We start from the raw sequence: 23955 nt of genomic DNA, 5'->3' as shown, positions 1-23955 counted from the left end.
CCGATTGAAGATCACGCACCCAAATACCCTTGCGATAACTCCAGGTTATCGCACGATCGGATCATCTCATTGGGAATGCGGCACCAGGCTTCTTACAGTGGCGACAGCCATAACAAGAAGTCAGCCGCTCCGCCCTGAGAGGTCCCATGCAACTGATTGCCAAATCCGGTGACCCCGCGGTCATCCGCCTCAACCCTTTGGACAACGTCGTCATCGCCCGCCAGGCCCTGCTGCCAGGCGTGCGCCTGGATGCCGAGGCGATTACCGTGCGCCAGCCCATCCCTTCAGGCCACAAGCTCGCCACCGAGCCTGTGGCGCAAGGCCAGCCGTTGCGCCGTTACGGGCAGATCATCGGGTTTGCGTCCCAGGCGATCGACGCTGGCGACCATGTGCACGTGCACAACGTGCAGATGGGCGATTTTGCCCGCGACTACGCGTTTGGTGTCGATACCCGCAGCCTGCCAGGCAGCGCCGCGCAGTTCCAGGGCATCGTGCGCGCCGATGGCCGTGTCGCCACCCGCAACTACATCGGCATTCTCACCTCGGTGAACTGTTCGGCGACCGTGGCCCGGGCCGTGGCCGACCATTTCCGCCGTGACATTCACCCCGAGGTGCTGGCCGACTACCCGAATGTCGACGGTGTGGTCGCCCTGACCCACGGTGCCGGCTGCGCAGTGGACCCGAGCGGTGAAGCCTTGGGCCTGCTGCGCCGTACTCTGGCCGGGTACGCCGTCCACCCCAACTTCGCTGCCGTGCTGATCATCGGCCTGGGCTGCGAAACCAACCAGATCGAAACCCTGCTGGAAACCCATGGCCTGCAGGCGAGTGCACAACTGCGCGCCTTTACCATCCAAGGGATCGGGGGCACCTCGAAAACCATCGCTGCGGGTATCGCCCAGGTCAAGGCGCTGTTGGCCGAGGCCAATCGGGTACGGCGTCAGCCGGTCAGTGCCCGCCACCTGGTGGTTGGCCTGCAGTGCGGCGGCTCAGATGGCTATTCGGGGATCACCGCCAACCCGGCACTGGGCAATGCCGTTGACCGCCTGGTGGCCGCCGGTGGTACCGCCATTCTCTCCGAAACCCCGGAAATCTATGGTGCCGAGCACTTGCTCACGCGCCGCGCGGTAAGCCGTGAGGTGGGGGAGAAGCTGGTGGCGCGCATTCGCTGGTGGGAAGACTACTGCCAGCGTATGAACGCCGAATTGAACAACAACCCCTCGGCCGGCAACAAGGCAGGGGGGCTGACCACTATCCTCGAGAAATCCCTGGGCGCAGTGGCCAAGGCAGGTTCCAGCAACCTGGTCGATGTGTATCAGTACGCGCAAGCCGTACGTGCCCAGGGCCTGGTGTTCATGGACACCCCCGGCTACGACCCGGTCTCGGCCACCGGTCAGGTGGCCGGCGGGGCCAACCTGATCGCCTTCACCACCGGCCGCGGCTCGGCCTACGGCTGTGCCCCGGCGCCATCGATCAAGCTGGCAACCAACAACCGGGTGTTCGAGCACCAGCAAGAGGACATGGACGTCAATTGCGGCGGCATCGTCGATGGCTCCACCAGCATCGAAGAGCGCGGCGCATTCATCTTCGAGCAAATGCTGCGCATTGCCTCCGGGGAACGCAGCAAGAGCGAACAGCACGGCTACGGGCAAAACGAGTTCGTCCCGTGGCAGATCGGCGCCGTGACCTGATTGATCGCTCCCGTCCCATTTGCGAGGCAACTGCAATGATTCAAACCACACGGTACAACGTGCAAACGCTTACCACGTTTGTCGAGCAACTGTTCATGAAAGCCGGAGCCGACGTGGAGGTCGCCCAGGTGGTGACCCGGGTGCTGCTCGAAGGCGAACTGCTCGGCCACCGTACCCATGGCCTCAACCTGGTCAGCCGCTACATCGACGGCGTGCTCAGCGGGCAGGTCAAGGCCCGCGCGCAGGCGCTGGAACAGGTCGCCGACAGTGGTGTTTCCAGCCTGTTCGACGGCCACTACGTGTTGGGGCCCTATTGCGTCAGCCGGGCACTGGATTGCGCGGCCGCGGGCGCGACCAAGCAGGGCATCGGTATTGCGGTAGTACGCCGCGCTGCCCATATCGGCTGCCTGGCCGCCTACCTCAAGCCATACACCGACCAAGGGTTGCTGGCCATCGTCTACTCGTCGGATCCGTCGGTGGGGTTGGTCTGTGCTCATGGTGGCATCGACCCGGTGTACACCCCCAACCCGATTGCTGCCGGTATCCCGACCCAGGGTGAGCCGATCCTGCTGGACGTCAGCATGTCCACCGTTACCCTCGGCCTGGTCGGCCAATGCCGCGATGCCGGCCGACGTCTGCCGCACCCGGTGCTGGTGAGCAATGACGGGCAGCTCAGCGATGACCCGGGCGATTTCTTTACCCGCCCGCAAGGCAGCATCCTGCCGCTCGGCGGCCAGGCCTTTGGCCATAAAGGGTTTGCCCTTGCGCTGTTGGTCGAAGCCCTCACCTCGGGGCTGGCCGGCCATGGGCGCAAGGATGCACCGGATCAGTGGGGCGCCTCGGCCACTGCGCTGGTGATTGACCCGCGCATGTTCGGCGGCCTGGAGGCGTTCCTCGACGAAACCAGCTTCCTGGGGGGATTGGTTCTGGCAAGCCGCCCGCTCGACCCCGAACGCCCGGTACGCCTGCCCGGGCAAGCAGGCCTTGCCCTGCGTCGCCAGGCCGTGGAACAGGGCGTGAGCCTTTCGCCGCAGTTGATAGCCGACCTTGAGCGTGTGGCTGGGCAGTTGCAACTGCCGGGACTTTTCCAATGATGCACAGCAAGGGAACACAGATGACTGATCGAACGAACGCCAATCAACCGCTGCCACTGAACCATGATGCCAGCGTTTTTGACAGCGGCAGCTGGGTAGGGCGCGTCTGGTTGCCGGAGCAGGGGCCGGCGGTGGTGCTGGTGAAAGCCGGCGCCGTCTACGACATCAGCACCCACGTGGCGACCGTCTCGGCGCTGCTGGAAGTGGACGATCCGGTGGCCTACCTGCGTGCCTTGCCGCTGGCCGAACCCTTGATTGCGCTGCCGGCATTGCTGGGCAACAGCGATCCCACACGGCGCACCCCGCACCAGCCGTGGCTGCTGGCGCCGATCGACCTGCAAGCGGTGAAGGCTGCTGGTGTGACCTTCGCCACCAGCCTGCTGGAGCGTGTGGTAGAAGAACAAGCCAAGGGCGACCCGGCCAAGGCCGACGCCATCCGTGACACCCTGGCCAGCCGCATTGGCGCCGACCTGTCGCAGATTGTGCCCGGCTCGGCTCAGGCCGAAGCGCTGCGCAAGGTGCTGGTAGAGCAGGGCCTGTGGTCGCAGTACCTGGAGGTGGGTATAGGCCCGGATGCCGAAGTGTTCACCAAGGCCCAACCGCTGTCCGCGGTTGGCCACGGCGCCGACATCGGCATCCACCCCAAGTCCAGCTGGAACAACCCAGAACCGGAAGTGGTGCTGGCCGTGTCGAGCAATGGCAGCATCAAGGGCGCCATGCTCGGCAACGACGTCAACCTGCGTGACTTCGAAGGGCGTAGCGCGTTGCTGCTGTCCAAGGCCAAGGACAACAACGCCTCCACTGCACTGGGCCCGCTGCTGCGGTTGTTTGACGAAAGCTTCGGCCTGGACGATGTGCGTGCTGCCGAGGTGGACCTGCGGGTGGAAGGCGAGGACGGCTTTATCCTCTCCGGGCGCAGTTCCATGCGCCAGATCAGCCGTGACCCGCAAGACCTGGTGCAGCAAACCCTCAACGAAAACCACCAGTACCCTGACGGCCTGGTGCTGTTCCTCGGTACCCTGTTCGCCCCCAAGCAGGACCGCGATCAGCCGGGTAACGGCTTTACCCACAAACCGGGTGACGTGGTGAGCATCAGCAACCCGCAACTGGGTACCCTGTGCAACCGCGTGACCACCAGCGATCTGGCACCGCAGTGGGACTTCGGCCTGCGCGCGTTGATCGACAACCTCGGCCGGCGTGGCCTGCTGGAGGTCGCGGCCACCGCCCGCCCGCTTTGAACGGCTCGCTGCGTCAGGGAGGGGCGCAGCATCATCGAGGGATCGTCAAGGCGCTGACAGCGCGGCAACAATAATAATAAAGGTCATCACATGAACCCAATGAAGAAGTACCAGCGCATTACCGTCGTGTTCCTGCTGCTGATCGGCATCGTCAACTACCTGGACCGTAGTGCGCTGTCGATCGCCAACACCTCCATCCAGAAAGACATGATGATCAGCCCGTCGCAGATGGGCATCCTGTTGTCGGCGTTTTCCATTGCCTATGCCTTTGCCCAGTTGCCAATGGGCATGATCATCGACCGCCTGGGCAGCAAGATCGCCCTCGGCGCTTCGTTGCTGGGCTGGTCGGTTGCCCAGGCGGCGTTTGGCATGGTCAACAGTTTTGCCGGTTTCATGGGCCTGCGGGTGTTGCTGGGGATTGGCGAGGCGCCGATGTTTCCATCGGCGGCCAAAGCATTGTCGGAGTGGTTCGACGCCAACGAGCGCGGCACCCCGACCGGTGTGGTCTGGTCGTCGACCTGTCTTGGCCCCTGCCTGGCGCCGCCGTTGCTGACGCTGTTCATGGTCAACTTTGGCTGGCGCGGCATGTTCATCATTACCGGCGTGATCGGCGTGGTACTGGCGCTGTGCTGGCTGACCTTCTACAAGAGCAAGGCCCGTTTTCTGGCAGAGCTTGCCGCCGAAGGCAAACCGCTGCCGAGTGAGCGCCAGGCTGCGGCCGCCACGGTAACCGCGCCGAAGGCTTCGTACTTTGCCGGCTGGCTTGATCTGTTCAAGCACCGCAGTACCTGGGGCGCGGTGTTGGGTTTCATGGGGGTGATCTACATGCTCTGGCTGCACCTGACCTGGCTGCCGGGCTACTTCGAGCGCGAGCATGGCCTGGACCTGTACAAGACCGCCTGGGTGGTGTCGCTGGCGTATGGCTTCGGTGCGGCGGGTACCATCATTGCCGGGCGCTTCTGTGACTGGCTGGTAAGGCGTGGCATGAGCGTGCTGGGCAGCCGCAAGTTCAGTGTCATCACTGGCCTGGTGCTGGCAGCGCTGTTCACCTTGCCACTGTCGTTCGTCACCGGCCTAACGGGGTGCATCATGCTGCTTTGCCTGGCGCTGTTCAGCATCAATATGGCCAGTGCCACCGCTTGGATGATCGTCAACACCATTGTCGACAGCCAGCGCGTGGCCTCGTTTGGCTCGATCCAGAACTTCGGCGGTTACATCGCAGGCTCGGTGGCACCGATCGTGACGGGCTTCAGCATCCAGTACTCGGGCTCGTTCACCACAGCGTTCATGATCAGCGCGGTGGTGGCGCTGTGCTCGGCGGTGGCGTATTTCCTGCTGCTTCAGGCGCCCATTGGCAGTGCCAGGGTCGAGGCGGGCGGGATGGCTGGCGCAACTGAACAGGCGTGAACGCTACGGGGGCTGCAGTGCAGCCCCTGAACCCTTGGTTGATTGTGACGCGACCCGCGGCGCTTGTCATGGAGGGGTATCTGTATGTATAAACAGTGCCTGTTGCCGCTACCTGACTTCCGCCCGTGATCGCCCATTCCGTCGACGACCCGTTCTACTACCTGCATAACTTCCGCCAGGTCGTGCTGTGGGTCGAACAGCGCTACCAGGACCTGCTCGATGACCAGGAACTGGCCTTCATCCGTGCCTTCAGTCAACTGCAAGCGCCAGCCCAGGCCTTGATGGTGCGCATGGTGATGCGCAAAGGCGAGTTGTTTCGCAGCGATCGGCTCGACTACGCCGAAATCGGCGATACTGCACTGGCGCTGCAGCCGTTGCTGGCCCTCGGCTGGGTACGGGAGCCCGAGCAACTGGACCTTGAACAGCTGTTCGCGTTGCTGCGCAAGGAAGAACTGGCCCGCTGCTTCGCCCGGCAACTGAACCGCCCGCGCGCGGCCAAGCATGAGTTGTTGGCACAGCTGCAACCCCTGGCGCTGGCAGCCCGGTCACTGGTCGAGTGGTTTCCTGCCAGCGAGGTGCGCATCCTCCAGTGGTGCCTGCAACCTCTGTGCGACCGCATGCGCCTGCTGTTCTTCGGCAACCTGTACCAGGACTGGTCAGACTTCGTCCTTGCCGACCTGGGCTTGCTGCGTTACGAGCAGGTGCCGTTCAGCTCCGATTCGCGTGCCTTGCAGCAACGTGACGATGTCGACCTGGCCATGGCGCTGCACCAGTGCGCCGAGCGCCTGGAGCAGGGCGGCGACCCGCTGCCGATCCTTGCCACCCTGCAGGGTCTGCACAGCAGCAACCCCTGGCTGGCCCGGCGCCATGCACGACTGCAATTCGCCGTGGGCCAACAATGCGAACGCCTGGGTGAATGGGACCTGGCCACGACGGTGTATGCGCAATGCAACCATCCCCAGGCGCGCATTCGCCAGGTGAGGGTGCTGGAGCGCACCGAACAGTGGCACCAGGCCCATGCACTGGCGGTGCAACTGGCTGCGGCACCTGCCAACGCGCTGGAGGTGCAGGCGCTGCAGCGCATGCTGCCACGCCTGGCGCGCAAACTCGGCGGCCCGCCACAGCGGCGCCAGCGCACCACGCCGCTGGAACTGATCGAGCTCGAACTGCCCCGCGGGGACGCTGCACTGGGCGTTGAAGAAGCCGTGCGTCAGCACCTGATGCAAGAGGGGGGGCAGGCGCATTACGTGGAAAACACGCTGTTCAACAGCCTGTTTGGCCTGTTGTGCTGGGAGGCCATCTTCGCCCCGGTGCCCGGCGCATTCTTCAACCCGTTCCAGGCCGCGCCACAGGACCTGCACGACAGCGACTTCCAGCAACGGCGCAGTGCACTGTTCGAACGCTGCCTCGGGAGGCTCGACGAGGGTAGCCATCGCCAGGCGATTCTCGACTGCTACGTGGCCAAACAGGGGCTGCAGTCGCCGTTCGTGTTCTGGTCCATGCTCAGCGAGGAACTGCTGGAGCAGGCCTTGGCTTGCCTGCCGGCCGCGGCGCTCAAGCAATGTTTCCTGCGCCTGTTGCAGGACATTCGCAACAACCGTACCGGCATGCCCGACCTGATTCAGTTCTGGCCCGAGCAGGGCCGTTATCGCATGGTCGAGGTCAAGGGGCCCGGTGACCGCCTGCAGGACAATCAGCTGCGCTGGCTGGAGTTCTGCAGGCAGCACGGCCTTCCGGTCGCGGTGTGCCACGTGCGCTGGAGCGAAACGCCTTGAGCTACAGCGTAGCGGTGCGCGCCTTGTGTGAGTTCAGCGCCAAGGTCGGTGACCTGGACCTGCGCTTCACGCCATCGCCCACCGCCCAGGAGGGTATCGAAGGGCATCAGCGGGTGGTGGCGCGGCGGGCTGCTGGCTACGAGTCGGAAATCGCCCTTGAAGGCCGGTTCGAAACCCTCAGGGTGCGGGGCCGCGCCGATGGCTATGACCCTGGCAGCAATCGCCTGGAAGAGATCAAGACGCACCGTGGCGACCTGGCGCGTCAACCGGCCAATCACCGTCAGTTGCACTGGGCACAGGCCAAGGTTTATGGCTGGTTGATGTGCCAGGCACGACAACTGCCCGCCATCGAGGTGGCGCTGGTGTACCTCGACGTGGACAGCGACAGCCAGACGCTGTTCACGGAGCACTGTTCGGCTGCCGAGCTGCAGGCCTTCTTCGAAACCCAGTGCCAGCGCTTTCTGGGCTGGGCCCGATCGCAGCAACGACGCCTGGCCGACCGTGACCAAGGCCTGCTGGCGCTGAGTTTCCCCTACCCACAGTTCCGAAAGGGCCAGCGGCAGTTGGCTGAAACCTTATACAAAGCGGTGAGCACCGGCCGTTGCCTGATGGCCCAGGCCAGCACCGGCATTGGCAAAACCCTTGGTACCTTGTTCCCGCTGCTAAAGGCCATGGTGCCGCAGCAGCTGGACAAGCTGTTTTTTCTCACCGCCAAGACACCAGGCCGGGCACTCGCCCTGGATGCCCTGCGCCAGATCACCGAGGCCACGCCGCAACCTGCCCTGCGCACATTGGAGTTGATCGCCCGCGACAAAGCCTGTGAGTACCCGGACAAGGCCTGTCATGGTGAGTCCTGCCCATTGGCCGCAGGTTTCTACGACCGTTTGCCGGCTGCGCGCGAGGCTGCGGCAGCACTGCCGTTGCTCGACCGCGCCAACCTGCGTGAAGTGGCCTTGGCGCACCAGGTGTGCCCGTACTACCTGGGCCAGGAGATGGCGCGCTGGGCCGACGTGCTGGTCGCCGACTACAACTACTACTTCGATGCGCATGCTTTGCTGTTCGGCCTGACCCAGCTCAACCAGTGGCGAGTGGCAGTACTGGTGGACGAAGCGCATAACCTGGTCGAGCGTGGGCGCGGCATGTACAGCGCCAGCCTTGACCAGGGCCAGCTGCTGGCGTTGCGCCAGAGCAAACCGCCTGGGCTGGTCAGTGCGCTGGACCGCCTGAACAGGCAATGGAACGCCCTGTATAAAGAGCAGCGTGCGCCGTACCAGGCCAGCGAGTCGCTGCCCGAAGGCCTGCTGCGCGCCCTGCAGCAGTGCGTCGGGGTGATTCAGGAACAGATGAACCAGGCCCCCACGCACATCGACCCCCAGGTGTTGCAGTTCTTCTATCAGGCCTTGCAGTTCTGCCGGGTTGCCGAGCTGTTCGACGAGCACTTTCTGTTCGACATCAGCCAGCGCCAGGGCCCGCGCAAGCGGCGGCTGGCCACGCTGTGCCTGCGCAATGTCACCCCGGCGCGGCTGCTGGCACCACGCATGCAGGCGGCGCGCAGTGTGACGCTGTTTTCCGCCACGTTGAGCCCACGGCACTTCTACAGCGACCTGCTGGGCATGCCAGCCGATACCGCTTGGCTGGACGTGGCCGCGCCGTTCCGTGCCGAACAGCTGGAGGTGCGCATTGCCAGCCAGGTGTCCACCCGTTACCAGCAGCGCCAAGCCTCCCTGGCGCCGATCGTTGACCTGATTGCCCGGCAGTATGAGCGTATGCCGGGTAACTACCTGGCGTTCTTCAGCAGTTTCGAATACCTGCAACAGGTGGCAGGGCTGTTGGCCGAGCAGCATGGGCAGATTCCACTGTGGTCACAGGAGCCGGGCATGGACGAGGCAGCTCGCCAGGCATTTCTCGATCGCTTTGTCGCCGATGGTCGAGGTGTGGGCTTTGCTGTATTGGGCGGCGCTTTCGGCGAAGGGGTGGATTTGCCCGGCACGCGGCTGATTGGTGCGTTTGTCGCTACCCTGGGGCTGCCTCAGGTCAACCCGGTCAACGAGCAGTTCAAACAGCGCCTGGGGCGGCAATTTGGCGCGGGTTTCGATTACGCGTACCTCTACCCGGGCGTGCGCAAGGTGATCCAGGCGGCGGGCCGGGTTATTCGGGGTGACCAGGACCGTGGCGTACTGGTGCTGATTGACGAACGCTTCGCCGAGCCCCGGGTTCAGCAGATGTTTCCAGGGTGGTGGGCGGCGGCTATTGTCTAGCGGTCTTTCGCCTTTGACGATCAGTCGCAATCAGGGGGGATCAAACCATCCACCAAGTTCCCCTCATGGCACACCGCCGCAAGGCGGCCCAAGCACGTCAACCGGGCATTCCGTCTGCCCGGGGCCGGAGCAGGATGGGCAGGTAATGGCGCAGGAACAGCAACAGCGCCAGGCTCCAGCACAGTGCCGAAACGCTTACCCCCAGCGATGTGAACAGCGGCAGAATCACCCGGGCCAAGGTCGCCAGTTGCATCAGGGCAAAGGCCCAGGCAATGCTGGTCGGCACCTGCAATGGCCTGCCGGTGTGGCCCAGGCTGACCCGCGCCATCATGGCCAGGATCAGCCCGGTCATGGCGCCAACGGTCAGAGCGTGGGTCACCAGGCTCGGGCTCAGGGCCACCCCGCTATGCCACAACGCCATGCCCAGGCAGGCCAGGGCGAGCCAGGCGTAGGCCAGGTGTAGCGACCACAGCAACGGTACGCGCCACAGGCCACGGTCATGCCACAGCACCAGTCGGGTCGCGTGCAGCGCGAACAAGGCAAAAAACAGCACCGCCAAATTTGCTTGCGGCGTATCGGCCAGGCCGGTGGCAAACGCCAGCGGTACTGCGACGCTGAGCAACAGGCAGGCTCGGTCCAGCCATGGGCGGGCAGGGGCCGCGTCAAGGTGACCCAGGCCACGGCGGGTAAAGAAGGGTATGACCCGGCCGCCGAGTACGGTCATCATCGCCGTCACCAGCCACAGCCCGGCAAATATTCCACGACGCTGCCACAGTTCGTCCTGGTGCAACCAGCCGGCCAAGGTCAGCCACTGGCAGGCGGCAATCAACAGCACCAGTACGACGATCGGGTAGTTGTTGCGCAGGCGCCGTTGCAGGACCGGTCGCGCCAGGCTCAATGCCACCAATGGCAGGAAGCTGCCCTCGACCAGTACCAGCAAGCTACCCGGTAGTGGCATAAACCAGCTTACCCGCCCCAGCAGCCAAAGCAGGAACACACCCTGCAGCGCCCGCCCGCTCAAGCCTGGGATGCCGCTCCAGTTCTGCACGGCGGTCAGCAGAAAACCCGCGATAATGGCGGCGGCGAAGCCGTAAAGCATCTCGTGGCGGTGCCAGGCGAGCATACCCCCGGGCGGTGCAGGGGCCAGTGCCCCAGCCAGTACGCCGGCCCACAACAGCAGGGCGATCAGCGCAAACAAACTGCCACCCAGGAAGAACGGGCGAAAACCCAGGCTCCAGACGGCTTGGCGTGGGCGTGAAGCAGTGGGTTGCAAGAGCATGGGCAGTCCTTGGTTCGTTCAGTAGGCTTCAATTGGGGTAAGATCACGATCCGTGCCAGTTTGCAAAGCCCTTGAATATCAAGGTGATGGCACTTCTCAGGGTCCGAATGACACGCGCGTATTGCGGTCATTCAGACTGGCTTGTATGTCGTTTTGACTTGCTTCAGGGTTTGCCTGGTTCAGTGCCGGCTGACGCTTCGCTACAGGATTCACGTTTTGTCCGACCTCTCGAAAAATCCGCTGCTGCAGTACATGGCCCGTCTGGCCCCATCCAGCCAGCAAACCATGCGCTACATTCTTCAGGACGCCGCCGACCGGCTAGGTTTTGTCGACTGCAACATTGTCGATGTGCCTTGGCATCGGCTCGAGCCGGGCCATGTGATTGCACTGGTGGCTGCCCTGCGTGCCGATGGCTACGCGCCCAACAGCTCGTCGCTGTACGTCAACGCGATTCGCGGGGTGATGAACGAGGCCTGGCGTCAGGGCCTGATCGACCACGAGCAGCTGTTGCGTATTCGCGAGGTCAAGCCGGCCACGGGCACCCGTTTGCCGCCAGGGCGCAACCTGCGCCGCAGCCTGATCCGCGAGCTGATGGATGTGTGCGCCGCCGACCCGCGGCCACAGGGGGTACGTGATGCGGCGATCATTGCCTTGCTGTACGGCACCGGCATGCGCAAGTCGGAGTCGGTCGACATCGACCTCGACCAGGTCGACTTCGAGGCGCGCAGCCTGCAGGTAGTGGGCAAGGGCAACCACCAGCTGGTCAAGTACGCACCGCCGTGGGCGTTCGAGAAGCTGCAGGCCTGGCTTGAACTGCGCCGCCAGGACCTGCCTGCCGGGGCGGAAGATGACCCGTTCCTGTTCAACCGCATCCGTCGCGGCAACCACATTACCCGGGCGCGCATTACCAAGCATGCGATCTACTACATTGCCCGCCAGCGCGGCGCGCAGGTGGGGGTGAAGATCATGCCGCACGATTTTCGCCGGGCATTCATTACCCGGGTGATCGAAGAGCACGACCTGTCGATTGCGCAGAAGCTGGCGCACCATGCCAATATCCAGACCACGGCCATCTATGACCGGCGTGATGACAACGAGCGTCGGCGAGCCGTGGACCGCTTCGATTACTGAGGCTTGATATTGTGGGGCTCAAAGCAGCCCCCTTTTCACGTATGCCGGCACCGAAACAGGGCCGACACACGCCCCTGCTTTGTGCGCCATTCCCCCGCATGCCCGATGCCAGAGCGGGCACCGCACAGGTTTCATCATCGTTCACCTGCGAAGTTGGCCCGCAACCTGCTATATCCAGCCTGCGAATTTGATCGAGTGGTCAGGCCGTGCGCGCTAGCAGGCGCCCGCGCCGGACCCTCTAAACGGCCAGCAGGCCACGGATTTCAGGGGCCGCAGGATGTCGCTCGCGGAGCAGATCGAACAACAACAAGACGATGCAGGCTGGAGTGCTCACCTGCAGTTGCGCTTTGTGCAGCGTGACGGCGTGACCCGCCTTGGTGCGTGGAAGCATTTCGGACCTCTTTTGGTGCAGCGGCCTTTCTATCCCGAAGGTGCGCCGTGCCATGTCTATGTCCTGCACCCGCCGGGCGGTATCGTCGCCGGCGACCGCCTGGAACTGGACATTCACCTGGAGCCGGGTAGCCACGCGCTGCTGACCATGCCCGGCGCCAGCAAGTTCTACCGCAGCATTGGCCCGACCGCGCGGTTGACCCAACGCTTCCACATGGCCACGGGCAGCACCCTGGAGTGGCTGCCGCAGGACAGCATCTTCTTCTCCGGCGCCCGCGCCAGCCTCGCCAGCCGTTTTACCCTCGAGCCGGGCGCCCGCCTGCTGGCCTGGGAAACCCTGTGCCTGGGCCGTCCGGTCATGAACGAGCGTTTCGACCACGGCGCCCTCGACAGCCTTTTGCACATCGAACTGCCTGACGAGGTTGGCCTGCATGAGCGCCTGCGGCTCGCAGGCGGGCACCTGGGCAAGCTGGGTGGGCATCCGCTACTCGCCACCTTTTGTGCCGCACCTGCCGATCAGGCAGTACTGGAGCAGGTGCGCCCGCTACTCGATGAACTGGGCAACCCGGCCGGTGCGACCCTGCTCGGGTCGTTGCTGGTGATCCGCGTGCTCGACCATGACAACCAACACCTGCAACGCACCCTGCAACGCCTGTGGCATGTGCTGCGCCCGGCCATCCTCGGCCTGCCAGCCTGTCCGCCGCGTATCTGGGCTACCTGAGAGAGCGCCATGGAGCTTACCCCGAGAGAGAAAGACAAACTGCTGCTGTTCACTGCCGCGCTGCTGGCGGAGCGGCGGCTGGCCCGTGGCCTGAAGCTCAACTACCCGGAGGCCGTGGCGCTGATCAGTGCCGCGGTGCTCGAAGGCGCCCGCGATGGCCGCACAGTCGCCGAGCTGATGAGCCTGGGGCGTGAAGTGCTGACCCGTGAGCAAGTGATGCCCGGTATCGCTGAAATGCTTCACGACGTACAGGTCGAAGCGACCTTCCCGGATGGCACCAAGTTGGTGACCGTGCATGACCCCATCGTCTGAAACCGCCAAGGAGCGTCGCATGATCCCAGGTGAAATCCAGGTCGCCGCGGGCGACATCGAGTTGAACAGTGGCCGAGAAACGGTCAGCGTCAGTGTGGCCAACCATGGCGACCGGCCGGTACAGGTCGGCTCGCACTACCACTTCTACGAGGTCAACGACGCGCTGTTATTCGACCGTGCGCCAACCCTGGGCTTTCGCCTGGACATCCCGGCCGGCACTGCCGTGCGCTTCGAGCCGGGTCAGGCGCGTACCGTGCAACTGGTGGCGTACGCCGGCAAGCGTGAGGTCTATGGTTTTCAGGGCAAGGTGATGGGCGCGCTGGAGGGCAGGGCATGAGCCGTATTTCCCGTCAGGCCTATGCCGACATGTTCGGCCCCACGGTTGGCGACCGCGTGCGCCTGGCCGACACTGCGCTGTGGGTGGAGGTCGAGAAAGACTTCACGATCTACGGCGAAGAGGTGAAGTTCGGCGGCGGCAAGGTTATTCGTGATGGCATGGGGCAGGGCCAGATGCTGGCGGCCGAGGCCATGGACCTGGTGTTGACCAATGCGCTGATCATCGACCACTGGGGCATCGTCAAAGCCGACATTGGCATCAAGCATGGACGCATTGCGGTGATCGGCAAGGCCGGCAACCCCGATGTGCAGCCGGGCGTGAACGTGCCGGTTGGGCCGGGGACCGAGGTGATCGCGGCCGAGGGCAAGATCGTCACTGCCGGGGGGGTCGATTCGCATATCCACTTCATTTGCCCGCAGCAGGTGGACGAGGCATTGAACAGCGGTGTCACCACGTTCATCGGCGGTGGAACCGGGCCGGCCACTGGCACCAATGCCACCACCTGCACGCCCGGCCCTTGGTACCTTGCGCGCATGTTGCAGGCCGCCGACAGCTTGCCGATCAACATCGGGCTGCTGGGCAAGGGCAATGCCTCGCGGCCGGACGCGCTGCGCGAGCAGATTGCCGCAGGTGCTGTCGGGCTCAAACTGCATGAAGACTGGGGCTCTACGCCAGCAGCCATCGACTGTTGCCTGGGCGTGGCCGAGGAAATGGATATCCAGGTGGCGATTCACACCGACACCCTCAACGAGTCGGGCTGTATCGAAGACACGTTGGCGGCCATCGGCGACCGCACCATCCACACCTTCCATACCGAAGGTGCCGGTGGCGGCCATGCCCCGGACATCATCCGTGCGGCGGGGCAGGCCAACGTGCTGCCATCCTCGACCAACCCGACCCTGCCGTACACGATCAACACCGTGGACGAGCACCTGGACATGCTCATGGTCTGCCACCACCTGGACCCGAGCATCGCCGAGGACGTGGCCTTCGCCGAGTCGCGCATTCGCCGCGAAACCATCGCTGCCGAGGACATCCTCCACGACATGGGCGCCTTTGCCATGACCTCGTCCGACTCCCAGGCCATGGGCCGGGTTGGCGAGGTGGTGCTGCGCACCTGGCAGGTGGCGCACCAGATGAAGCTGCGTCGCGGGCCGCTGGCACCGGACACCCCGTACAGCGACAACTTTCGGGTCAAGCGCTACATCGCCAAGTACACCATCAACCCGGCACTCACCCATGGCATCGGTCACGAAGTGGGCTCGGTGGAGGTCGGCAAGCTGGCCGACCTGGTGCTGTGGTCGCCAGCGTTCTTTGCGGTCAAGCCGGCTTTGGTGCTCAAGGGCGGGATGATCGTCACCGCGCCCATGGGCGACATCAACGGCTCCATACCCACCCCCCAGCCGGTGCACTATCGGCCGATGTTCGGCGCGCTGGGGGCGGCCCGGCATGCCACACGCATGACATTCCTGCCCCAGGCGGCAATGGACCGCGGGCTGGCAGAGGAGCTTAACCTGCGCAGCCTGATTGGCGTGGTCAACGGCTGCCGGCGGGTACGCAAGCCGGACATGGTCCACAACACCCTGCAGCCGCTGATCGAAGTCGATGCGCAGACCTATCAGGTGCGTGCTGATGGCGAGCTGCTGGTCTGCGAGCCGGCCAGCGAACTGCCGCTGGCCCAGCGCTATTTCCTGTTCTGAGGAGCACCCATGATTGTCTTGAGCCGCCGTATCTCCGAACCCGGTACGCGGGTTGTCAGTGGCACTGTCACCCTCGACGTGGACAGCCGTATCAAGAGCCGCCTGCGAGTAACCCTGGACGATGGCCGCGAAGCCGGGCTGATGCTGGAGCGCGGCCACCTGCTGCGCGGAGGTGAATTGCTGGCCGATGCCGAGGGCACCCAGCTGATCCGCGTGCTGGCGGCGCCCGAGGCGGTGTCGACGGTGCGCTGTGCCGATCCACACCTGTTGGCCCGCGCCGCCTACCACCTGGGTAACCGCCATGTGCCGCTGCAGATCGAACCCGGGCTGTTGCGCTTCCAGCACGACCATGTGCTGGACGACATGTTGCGGGGGCTGGGCCTGACGGTAGAGGCCGAACAGGCCCCGTTCGAGCCTGAAGCGGGCGCCTACCAAAGTGCACCGCATGGCCACAGCCACAGCCACAGCCATGCCCATGGCCACGATCACCCGTTCGTACGCCTGCCTGCCCATTCCTGAACTGCCCTGGAGCAACCGATGAAAAAGACTTTCGCCCTGTTTCTGTTGATGCTGGCACTGCCAGCCTTCGCCCATCCGGGCCATGACAGCAACCCGCTGCAGGACGGCCTGCTGCACCCGCTGACCGGGCTTGATCACCTGCTGATGCTGCTGGGCACCGGCGTGCTCGCCGCGTTGACCCGGCGCAACCTGACATTGCCCCTGGCGACCCTGGCGGCCATGTTCGGTGGCGCCGTGTGCGGTCACCTGTTCGGCGATGTGCTGGGCATGGAAACCCTGATTGCCGTGTCGCTGCTGGTGGCTGCCGGGGCGGTGCTGCTGCCGAGCCGCCAGTCGCTGCTGGCCATGGCCATGCCGGTGTTCGCCTTGTTCCATGGTTGGGCACATGGCGTAGAAGCCACGCCGAGCGCGTTCTGGCAATTCAGCGCGGGGTTTGTCGTGGTCAGCGGCTTGCTGCTGGCGGCGGGCTTTGCAGTCGGTTGCCTGCTGCGCCGCCACAGCGGCCTGCAGAAGGCCTTTGGCGGTGGCCTGTTGGCCGGCGCCGCGCTGGTGCTGGCCGGTTGATGAACAGCGACCTGGCGCTGCTGCGCCTACTGCAGTTGGCCAGCCCCGGCTTGCCGGTGGGTGGTTTTACCTATTCGCAAGGCCTGGAGTGGGCGGTCGAGGCCGGCTGGGTTCGGGGCGTGGACAGTTTTGTCGGCTGGCAGCGTGAGCAGGTTCACGACACCCTGGCCTGCCTCGACTGGCCGGTGCTGGCGCGTCTGTACCACGCCTGCCAGGCTGAGGACGCCGAAGCGTTCGGTCACTGGAGCCGGTTCTTGCTGGCCAACCGCGAAACCGCCGAGCTGCGCCTGGAAGAACAGCAGCGCGGCGCAGCGCTGGCGCGGTTGCTCGACGGCTGGCAACTGGGCCAGGCACCCGCCTGGCGCGCCAGCCTTGAGCTGACCCAGTTGGGCGGCATGGCCTGGCTGGCTGCGCACTGGGCCATCCCGTTGCGCCAACTGGCATTGGGCCATGGCTTTGCCTGGCTGGAGGGCGCGGTCATGGCCGGGGTCAAGCTGGTGCCGTTCGGCCAGCAGGCTGCCCAGACCTTGCTGCGCGACCTTGGCGCCGACTTGCCCGCTGCACTGGACCAGGCACTGGCCCTGGGCGATGACCAGCTTGGCGGCGGCCTGCCGCTGCTGGCCATCGCTTCATCGCGTCACGAAACCCAATACACCCGTTTGTTCCGTTCCTGAGGACTGCCTGCATGCAAAGCTATCAACAACCCCTGCGCGTCGGTGTCGGCGGCCCGGTCGGCTCTGGCAAGACCGCTCTGCTGGAAGCGCTGTGCAAGGCCATGCGCGATCACTACCAGATTGCCGTGGTTACCAACGACATCTATACCAAGGAAGACCAGCGCATCCTCACCGAGGCCGGCGCCCTTGAGCCGGAGCGCATCGTTGGCGTTGAAACTGGCGGCTGCCCGCACACGGCCATTCGTGAAGACGCCTCGATGAACCTGGCGGCGGTCGAAGCGCTGGCGCGCAAGTTCGGTAACCTCGAAGTCATTTTCGTGGAAAGCGGCGGTGACAACCTCAGCGCCACGTTCAGCCCGGAGCTGGCTGACTTGACCATTTACGTGATCGACGTGGCCGAGGGCGAGAAAATCCCGCGCAAGGGCGGCCCAGGCATTACCAAGTCCGACTTCCTGGTGATCAACAAGACCGATCTGGCGCCTTATGTCGGGGCTTCACTGGAAGTGATGGAACGCGACACCCAGCGTATGCGGCCGCAGCGGCCCTGGACCTTCAGCAACCTGAAGAAGGGCGAGGGGTTGCAGGCGGTGATCGACTTTATCGTCGAGCGCGGGATGCTGGGTGCGCGAGCCTGACAGATCGAGGTCCCTGCGGGCTTGTCCCGCGAAGGGACCGGTCCTGGGTAAATGAATTACGCGCGTTTGTTGAACTGCGCCAACGCTGGCAACAGTTGCTTGTCGATGGCCAGGGCGCACTGGCCCCGGTAGCTCAAGGCTTTCCGGGGTTTTTTTCGTCTTCGCGTTTGCTATTTCCCGGCCCCAGAACTGATATTTTTGCCAGTAGCAGCCTGTGCTTGCCGAGTGCAATGCTGACATCCCCTATAACGGAAGCAGGTGGATGGTCATGACTGAACTGGCGAGCGACGAATTCGAAGAGATCAGTTTTATCAGTCCCTCCGGGGACGTGCTCATCCGTGTCTACACCCCTAAGCAATGTACAGACCCGGTAGACTGGGGCGAATTCGAAGAAATTGAACGTCCGGCCATGCTTGTCAGGCCTGGTATGTTTGACATGGAGGTAGTGACACTTACCAACCCTGATGGCCGTTGGAGGCGAAGGATTGGAACGGTCAGACCCACAATGAACGCAGCACCCTCCGCAGCTAGTGAAAGTGCTCCGTTGAGCGATACCAATTCACCCTTCGTGAAGCACAGTCTGCAGACTGACGGTCAGTCAGAAGTACAATACGCCGATGGTTGGGAGATTTTATATCACGACGGGTCAGGTGTCAGGTTCAGTCTGTACGCTGATGGTTTTACAGGTGATCTTTCGGACTATGAATTCGCTCTTCCCTATTGGATTAGGGATGCTGAGGAAAGAATTGTCCACGGGGCTTGTAATTTTGAACAGTTGAGTACGCTTGGCGCGACCTGGGCATTTCGTCCTTTGGTACTGCTCGCCGGGAAAAAGGCGCGAGCCGAGGCAGTTCAACCGCAGGCAGACGTGGAGCAGACGTATCACGATAACAAGGTGCATTTCCGGTCCAAATATGGCCAACCCTTTGGAACGGCTAACGAGATTGTTTATGGCTCCTACGAAATTACGTCGGCGAAGGTTTCCAGTGGCCAAGATCCTGATAACTATATCGACCCACCGTTTACAAGAAGTTTCTCCAGCAATGGAACTATGAGCTTCAAGGTGGGGCGGCACGGTACGGACGCTGTCGCGAACTGGTTCAGTAGCTACATCAGTGATTCCGAGAATACGTTCGGGCATGCTCCAGGTAAGCTCAATTTTGGTTTCAAAGGCACGTTGAAACTGACCGTGACGGGCGGTAGTTTCAGTGGCATGGACCAAACGCTGGTATTCAAGGACGTTTTCATCGCTCAAGGTCATACAGGAACATCAAATAACTGGTGGTTCGGCGCCATTGGTGCCCGCAACCCGGACGATGGTAAGCGTTGGGTTCGAGTGGAGGGTAAGGCGCCGACGCCGTACGGGGAGTTTGATGCCTCGATGTATTTTCAGCGCGGCGGAGAGCCGCTCACGGACGACGAAATATTCGTATACGAGGGATCGCTAAATGCGCTGCCCACCGAGGCGTGGATGACCAGATTGATAGGTACGACTCGCGTGCAAGATATGGTGCTTCCCGGCAGCCATAACGCTGGCATGTATGGCCCACTGCATAATTGCACCGGGGGAGGCTTTGGTGAGGCAGCATCTAGAGCGCAACGCGCCTCCATTGCGGAGCAACTCCGGATGGGTGTTCGTTACCTGGATATCCGGGTCGCTCGCGCTGATGGTCAACTGCTTTGTTACCATCGGACAGGCACCGGCACGGGGCCGGGATGCGACGGCGCGACGCTCGACGAAGTACTCACTTCCGTTGACACGTTCTTGACAGAAAATCGCGGAGAGTTCGTGATCTTGAGCTTCACGCATATACCCGACGCTGACGTTTCAGCCATTCAAACGATGATTAATCGCCATGCGAATCGTCTGCACAAAGTCAGTGCCGAACCGGGTGAGCGCAAACCGGTGAACCAATTTATCCTGGAGGATTTGCGCGGGAAAATGCTGGTGGTCAGTGAAGGGTTGATGGATGCGCCTGACTCAGGGTTTTATAGAAAAACAAAGGGTCCAAATTCTTGGGATGCGTATCAAATTGTGGATGACTACGCTAATTCGAAAGACACAGATGCTGTGATTGAAGATCAGTTGGGTAAGTGGGCAAGGCATGTGCCGGGTGAATATGGCGTCGGCTTCATGCTCAACTGGACTCGCACCCCGCAGAGCGGGGCGGATTCGGTCGAAAAAATGGCGAAAGTCATCAATGAAAAACTGGCACACAATCTTAATAGCTACCCGGCTAACTGGAGTGCCCCGCAGGTGGTATTGCTGGATTTTGTGACGCCGGGGTATGTCAACTCCATTGTCAATCAAAACCTCGCAAATATTTCACGGCGCGACGAAGGCGATGAAGTGGAACCACCCGTTGGGGCGCGAGTCAACGTGAATATGTATCCACTGCCATTATTTGACGGTGACCCGGTCCGCAAAAAACTACCTTTCGGTTCGTTGATTCCACTCTGGAGGGAAACCGCCATCAGCAACGAGGGCGGAAGCGTGCGTTTCGCGGCGCGGCCGTACAATCGTAACAGGTTGATTACCTTTGGCGGGTTGGGGTTGCTGTGCTTCAGGCAATACATCATCTCTAAAGACTTTGAAGGTGATGGCTTTGAGGTGCCGTTGCTGTCGGATGTACCTACTAGTCTACCCAAAGGCGTCCGGGAGATACGATGGATAGGCACCAATGCCAAAATAAGATGGTTGCATCTGCTTCAATACGGCAAAGTGGACGCTGAATAATACAACGTCTATTTTCTGTATTGTCGCGAAACGCGCAGTGTGTTGACTTTCGGCGAGCAACTGGTGGCTCCGTTGATTGTTCTACCACTCAGGTGGGTAAGGGCAGCCCGATTATCCTCCCGGTATATTCGGCTGGCGGCGCGTCAGCGTGCACCTGCATCAAGGTATCCAGCAGCGTTTGACTGGCGAGGGAGAAGAGCGCCGCTCTTGGCCCCCGCCAGTTCAGCGTGAAGCGGCAACTGTTCGCTTGCGGCCAGTACGCCCTCGAACCCGTCCCGGTGCAACATGTGGTAAATATGCACGCGTTTTTGCGGGCAACCATCAGCGTTAATGCCTAACCCTGTGGGCACGCCCGCGAAGAAACCAACGCGGTGGATGGCACCGGCTCTGCCGGTGTTCGCTGGTAAAACCGTTCCCGCAGGTGTGCGTGTTGCCTGCATCATCTGTGACAGCAGTGAGGCTTGTCCGGTTGCCCTTCATAGCGGTCATGGTGCCGCACCCAGTCCATGGTCCCACCTTCATTGCGCCCCAGTGGCGCAATGTCGAGGAAGTTGTAGGTATTGACCAGAATGTCCAGCCCGCGGGCGTAGGTTGAGTAGGTGTGGTACACGCTGCCGTCGCCTTCGCGGAAAAACGCACTCAAGCCGGGCAGCTCGCTTTCATTGCCCTCATACGGCTCATAGTTGTACTGCCGCTGGCCTTCACTGCCGACACTGACGCCAAAGTCCTCGTTGAAGGGGCTGCCATGCGACGAATACCACGGGAACTGCCAGCCCATGCGCTGGCGAAATGCCTGAAATTCGGCATACGGGGCCCGTGACACCGCCACCAGCGACACATCGTGGTGGGCCAGGTGCAGGTTGGCGCCGTCAAAGTGGTCGGCCAGAAAAGAGCAGCCGGGGCAGCCCTCGCTCCAACCCTCGGCGAACATGAAGTGGTAAAGCAACAACTGGCTGCGGTCTGCGAACAGGTCGGCCAGGCTCAACGCGCCGTTCGGGCCGAAGAAGCGGTAATCCTGCTCGACCTTTACCCAAGGCAGGGCGCGACGGGCTGCGGCTAGCGCGTCGCGGTGGTGGGTAAACGCCTTTTCGTGCAGCCACAGTTGCTGGCGAGCTGCCAGCCACTGGCTGCGGGAAACCACCGGGTGCCTGCTTTCGCGGGTGCTCATGGTGCTGTCTCCTCGCTGGGGGATTCACACCTTGGTCGAGTACGACCAGGTCGATTCGACAAGCACCGGTGTCCGGGCGATGAGCGGTACCTGCTTAGCCCGAATGAGCGATATGCCCCTCGGCCAATTCATCGGCGTCGTCATCCTCACCCGGCAGGGCGGTGATCACGCTGAAGTCGCTGACTTCTACCTTGCCGCCGCCATAGCCCAGCAAGTGGAAGGAAAACGCCTTGCGCTCGGTCGGGTTGTCGAAGCTGAACTCCATCTCCAGTGGCGCGTCGGCAGTGACCTTTACCTCATCTGGCAGACCCAGCGGCACGTCCTGTTCCAACTGCTTGGCCTTGAGCCGGATATAAGCCGCACGTTCAGGGTCCAGCGAGCGGACCTTGACCCGCACGCGGGTATGCGAGCCTCCGGGCATTTCCAGATACTGGGCGCCAATGAGGTTGTCGGCCCAGTCATCGTGAATGCGCTTGCGCAACTTGATCGGCGAAGGGCCGCCAAACTGGTAACGCAGGTTGAGTGGGGTTTGCAGCAAGGATTGGTCGAGCACCCCGGCCAATGCGCCGATCTGTTGACCCAGCAAGCTGTCGGCCGGCCCGAGGTAGCGGGCCTGGTCGGCGATAAAGCCCTCACTGGCATAACGCCGGCAGCGCTGTTGGAAGTCACATTCGGTGAACAGGCCCTGGCCATTGTGGTAGCGCAGCATGCCGTTGGTGTAGGAGATCATTTCGCGGCCGCTGTCGTAGTCGCGGTACAACGAGCGACCGCCAAGCGCCACAGGAATGGGCAGTGCGAAGTAGTCGAGCAGCGAGGTGGCCAGGTCGATATGGCCGTAGGTGCCGCGCTTGATGGTTGGCAGCTGGGCTTGCTCCGGCGCCAGGGTAAGGTTGAAGCCCCAGGACGAGGCCAGGCGCACGCCATCGATGCCGTGAGACTCGTCGGAAGTCACCACCACCAGTGTGTCCTTGAGGACGCCCTGGCGCTCGAGATTGTCAAGAAATGCCCCGACTGCGTCATCCAGGTAGGCGACCGCTGCCTGTTTCGGTGTGTTGAAGCGCTCGAGGTACTCGGCCGGCGCCGAATAGGGCTGGTGGGTGCCCACGGTGAGCAACGTCAGCATCCATGGCTTGTCCTGCTTCTGCAGCTGGCCCACATAGCCCAGGGCACCTTCGAAGAAGGCGCGGTCATCCTTGCCCCACGGGAAGTCCAGGTAGTTCTTGTTGCCGAACCACTCCTGGCCATGCACCGAATCGAAACCGATGTGCGGCATGATGCGGTCCTTGGCCATGAAGCGCAGGCCCGCGCCTTGCAGATAGTGGGTGGTGAAGCCGGCCTGGCGCAATTGCGCCGGCAGGCAGGCCTGGTTGCGTTCGTTCTGGGTCAGCAGTTCTACGCCCTTGGGCGTGCCATTGGCCAGCTTGTCGTAATCGCCGCACAGCATCGCATACAGGCCACGGATGGTCTGGTGGGTGTGCAGCACGTAGTCTGGGGTGTTCATGCCGCGCTCGGCCCACTTGCTGAGCTTGGGCATCAAGTCGTCGTTGAAACGGCTGTTCAGCGCCTGGCGGTTAGGCTGCAGGTAGGCGCCCGGGATGCCTTCCAGGGTAATCACCAGCAAGTTGCGGGCGCTTCCAGGGCCGGCAAGCAGCCTTTGCCCATGCAAGTCGGATTGAGTCAGGCCGCTGCTGGCCAGCGGGGTGAAGGTTTGCGTGCGGCCCATCCAGCCTTCGACCTGGCGTTGCAGATTACCGACGCCGGCAGACATCAACTGGTGGGGGAGGTTGTATTGCCGCCACTGGTCGGCATCGGAAGGTACCAGCTGCTGGCTGCTCCAATGCGCGCCGAAAAGCAGTACGGGTATGGCCCAGGCTTTGCGCGGCAGTGGCTGGCTACGCCGTGCACGGCGTAGCCACGCACAGGCCAGCCAGGCCAGCAGGCCGCCACCCAGGGCCCAGGGCAGCCAGGCATGGGCCAGGCCGCCACCGGTCGAATTCTCCATGAATTGCGGGTCGGTCAGGTAGTTAAGGTCGGCGCTGGTGGGCAGTCGGCCCACTGCGCTTACCAGTTCGGCCGAGGCCACCCACAGCGCCGCCCAGGCCAGCAGCACGGGCAGCGCCAGCCACCACGGCCTGCGGTGTAGCAGCACTATCAACAGGCTGCCGAGGGCGAGATCGGACAGGTAACCGAACGGGTTGGACCAACCCAGCATGGCGCGCGTACCCAGTGGGATCACCAGCACCAGGGCCGCCAAAGCGGCAAGCCGGGTGCTTGGGTGGTCGGACAGGTTCTTCACAAAAACTTCCCTTTTGCCATTAAATCGTCATG

General features: G+C 63.0%; 19 protein-coding genes. 16 read left to right on the top strand and 3 right to left on the bottom strand.

Annotated elements, in window-relative coordinates:
* The first annotated feature begins 146 nt into the window (after nucleotides 1-146).
* The 6 genes from ACTJJN_RS05965 to ACTJJN_RS05940 all read left to right on the top strand — a co-directional run bounded on the left by ACTJJN_RS05965 (nucleotide 147) and on the right by ACTJJN_RS05940 (nucleotide 9460).
* Entirely contained in the window at nucleotides 147-1688 is a 1542-nt protein-coding gene (locus ACTJJN_RS05965; RefSeq protein WP_012052582.1) for a UxaA family hydrolase, read from the top strand.
* Nucleotides 1689-1723: 35 nt separating this feature from the next.
* A complete protein-coding gene (locus ACTJJN_RS05960) occupies nucleotides 1724-2782 on the top strand; it encodes an Ldh family oxidoreductase (protein WP_012052581.1) in 1059 nt (352 codons plus the stop codon).
* Nucleotides 2783-2802: 20 nt separating this feature from the next.
* Nucleotides 2803-4020 carry a fumarylacetoacetate hydrolase family protein gene (locus ACTJJN_RS05955; RefSeq protein WP_017147671.1) on the top strand — a complete coding sequence of 406 codons (1218 nt, stop codon included), beginning with the start codon at nucleotides 2803-2805 and terminating at the stop codon, nucleotides 4018-4020.
* Between the two features lie 99 nt (nucleotides 4021-4119).
* Nucleotides 4120-5427 (top strand): MFS transporter, encoded by a 1308-nt coding sequence (locus tag ACTJJN_RS05950; RefSeq protein ID WP_049770730.1) that lies wholly within the window; start codon nucleotides 4120-4122, stop codon nucleotides 5425-5427.
* Nucleotides 5428-5552: 125 nt separating this feature from the next.
* The gene (locus tag ACTJJN_RS05945) at nucleotides 5553-7202 is read left to right on the top strand and encodes a VRR-NUC domain-containing protein (RefSeq protein WP_221100143.1); all 1650 of its coding nucleotides are present in this window, start codon (nucleotides 5553-5555) and stop codon (nucleotides 7200-7202) included.
* Nucleotides 7199-9460, top strand: coding sequence for an ATP-dependent DNA helicase (locus ACTJJN_RS05940; RefSeq protein ID WP_440781100.1), 2262 nt, complete (start codon nucleotides 7199-7201; stop codon nucleotides 9458-9460). Before ACTJJN_RS05945 ends, ACTJJN_RS05940 begins: the two co-directional genes overlap by 4 nt.
* 97 nt (nucleotides 9461-9557) lie before the next feature.
* On the opposite strand, the gene ACTJJN_RS05935 is transcribed toward ACTJJN_RS05940, so the two are convergent.
* Nucleotides 9558-10739: an NnrS family protein gene (locus tag ACTJJN_RS05935; protein ID WP_192907456.1), complete on the bottom strand. Its 1182-nt coding sequence runs from the start codon at nucleotides 10737-10739 to the stop codon at nucleotides 9558-9560.
* Between the two features lie 216 nt (nucleotides 10740-10955).
* Between ACTJJN_RS05935 and ACTJJN_RS05930 the strand changes: the two genes are divergently transcribed.
* The 10 genes from ACTJJN_RS05930 (at nucleotide 10956) to ACTJJN_RS05885 (ending at nucleotide 20459) form a co-directional block, all read left to right on the top strand.
* On the top strand, nucleotides 10956-11870 hold the full coding sequence (locus ACTJJN_RS05930) for a site-specific integrase (RefSeq protein WP_047605149.1): 915 nt from the start codon (nucleotides 10956-10958) through the stop codon (nucleotides 11868-11870).
* Between the two features lie 277 nt (nucleotides 11871-12147).
* Complete coding sequence (locus tag ACTJJN_RS05925; RefSeq protein WP_003253930.1) at nucleotides 12148-12981, top strand: urease accessory protein UreD; 834 nt, start codon at nucleotides 12148-12150, stop codon at nucleotides 12979-12981.
* 9 nt (nucleotides 12982-12990) lie between these two features.
* Nucleotides 12991-13293: an urease subunit gamma gene (locus ACTJJN_RS05920; protein ID WP_003253929.1), complete on the top strand. Its 303-nt coding sequence runs from the start codon at nucleotides 12991-12993 to the stop codon at nucleotides 13291-13293.
* 19 nt (nucleotides 13294-13312) lie between these two features.
* A complete protein-coding gene (locus ACTJJN_RS05915; RefSeq protein ID WP_102885441.1) occupies nucleotides 13313-13630 on the top strand; it encodes an urease subunit beta in 318 nt (105 codons plus the stop codon).
* Nucleotides 13627-15330, top strand: a complete 1704-nt coding sequence (gene ureC, locus ACTJJN_RS05910) for an urease subunit alpha (RefSeq protein ID WP_014591285.1) — start codon at nucleotides 13627-13629, stop codon at nucleotides 15328-15330. The genes ACTJJN_RS05915 and ureC overlap by 4 nt, the downstream gene beginning before the upstream one ends.
* 9 nt (nucleotides 15331-15339) lie before the next feature.
* The gene (gene ureE / locus ACTJJN_RS05905; RefSeq protein ID WP_392521975.1) at nucleotides 15340-15849 is read left to right on the top strand and encodes an urease accessory protein UreE; all 510 of its coding nucleotides are present in this window, start codon (nucleotides 15340-15342) and stop codon (nucleotides 15847-15849) included.
* A gap of 18 nt (nucleotides 15850-15867) precedes the next feature.
* Nucleotides 15868-16413: a HupE/UreJ family protein gene (locus tag ACTJJN_RS05900; RefSeq protein WP_003253925.1), complete on the top strand. Its 546-nt coding sequence runs from the start codon at nucleotides 15868-15870 to the stop codon at nucleotides 16411-16413.
* On the top strand, nucleotides 16413-17087 hold the full coding sequence (locus tag ACTJJN_RS05895; protein WP_003253924.1) for an urease accessory protein UreF: 675 nt from the start codon (nucleotides 16413-16415) through the stop codon (nucleotides 17085-17087). The genes ACTJJN_RS05900 and ACTJJN_RS05895 overlap by 1 nt, the downstream gene beginning before the upstream one ends.
* Before the next feature lie 11 nt (nucleotides 17088-17098).
* Nucleotides 17099-17722: an urease accessory protein UreG gene (gene ureG, locus ACTJJN_RS05890; protein WP_012052571.1), complete on the top strand. Its 624-nt coding sequence runs from the start codon at nucleotides 17099-17101 to the stop codon at nucleotides 17720-17722.
* Nucleotides 17723-17990: 268 nt separating this feature from the next.
* Complete coding sequence (locus ACTJJN_RS05885; RefSeq protein WP_012052570.1) at nucleotides 17991-20459, top strand: phosphatidylinositol-specific phospholipase C domain-containing protein; 2469 nt, start codon at nucleotides 17991-17993, stop codon at nucleotides 20457-20459.
* 439 nt (nucleotides 20460-20898) lie between these two features.
* Here ACTJJN_RS05885 and ACTJJN_RS05880 read toward each other — a convergent pair whose 3' ends face one another.
* Together ACTJJN_RS05880 and ACTJJN_RS05875 are read right to left on the bottom strand one after the other, a co-directional pair.
* On the bottom strand, nucleotides 20899-21627 hold the full coding sequence (locus ACTJJN_RS05880) for a DUF899 domain-containing protein (protein ID WP_012052569.1): 729 nt from the start codon (nucleotides 21625-21627) through the stop codon (nucleotides 20899-20901).
* Between the two features lie 94 nt (nucleotides 21628-21721).
* Complete coding sequence (locus tag ACTJJN_RS05875) at nucleotides 21722-23923, bottom strand: LTA synthase family protein (RefSeq protein WP_012052568.1); 2202 nt, start codon at nucleotides 23921-23923, stop codon at nucleotides 21722-21724.
* Nucleotides 23924-23955 lie beyond the last annotated feature (32 nt).

Origin of the sequence: Pseudomonas sp. 22515 (assembly GCF_052044625.1) — a bacterium.
Taxonomy (GTDB): domain Bacteria; phylum Pseudomonadota; class Gammaproteobacteria; order Pseudomonadales; family Pseudomonadaceae; genus Aquipseudomonas; species Aquipseudomonas alloputida.
The sequence above is the reverse complement of the archived record's forward strand: the minus strand, read 5'-3'. Positions and strand labels throughout refer to the sequence as shown.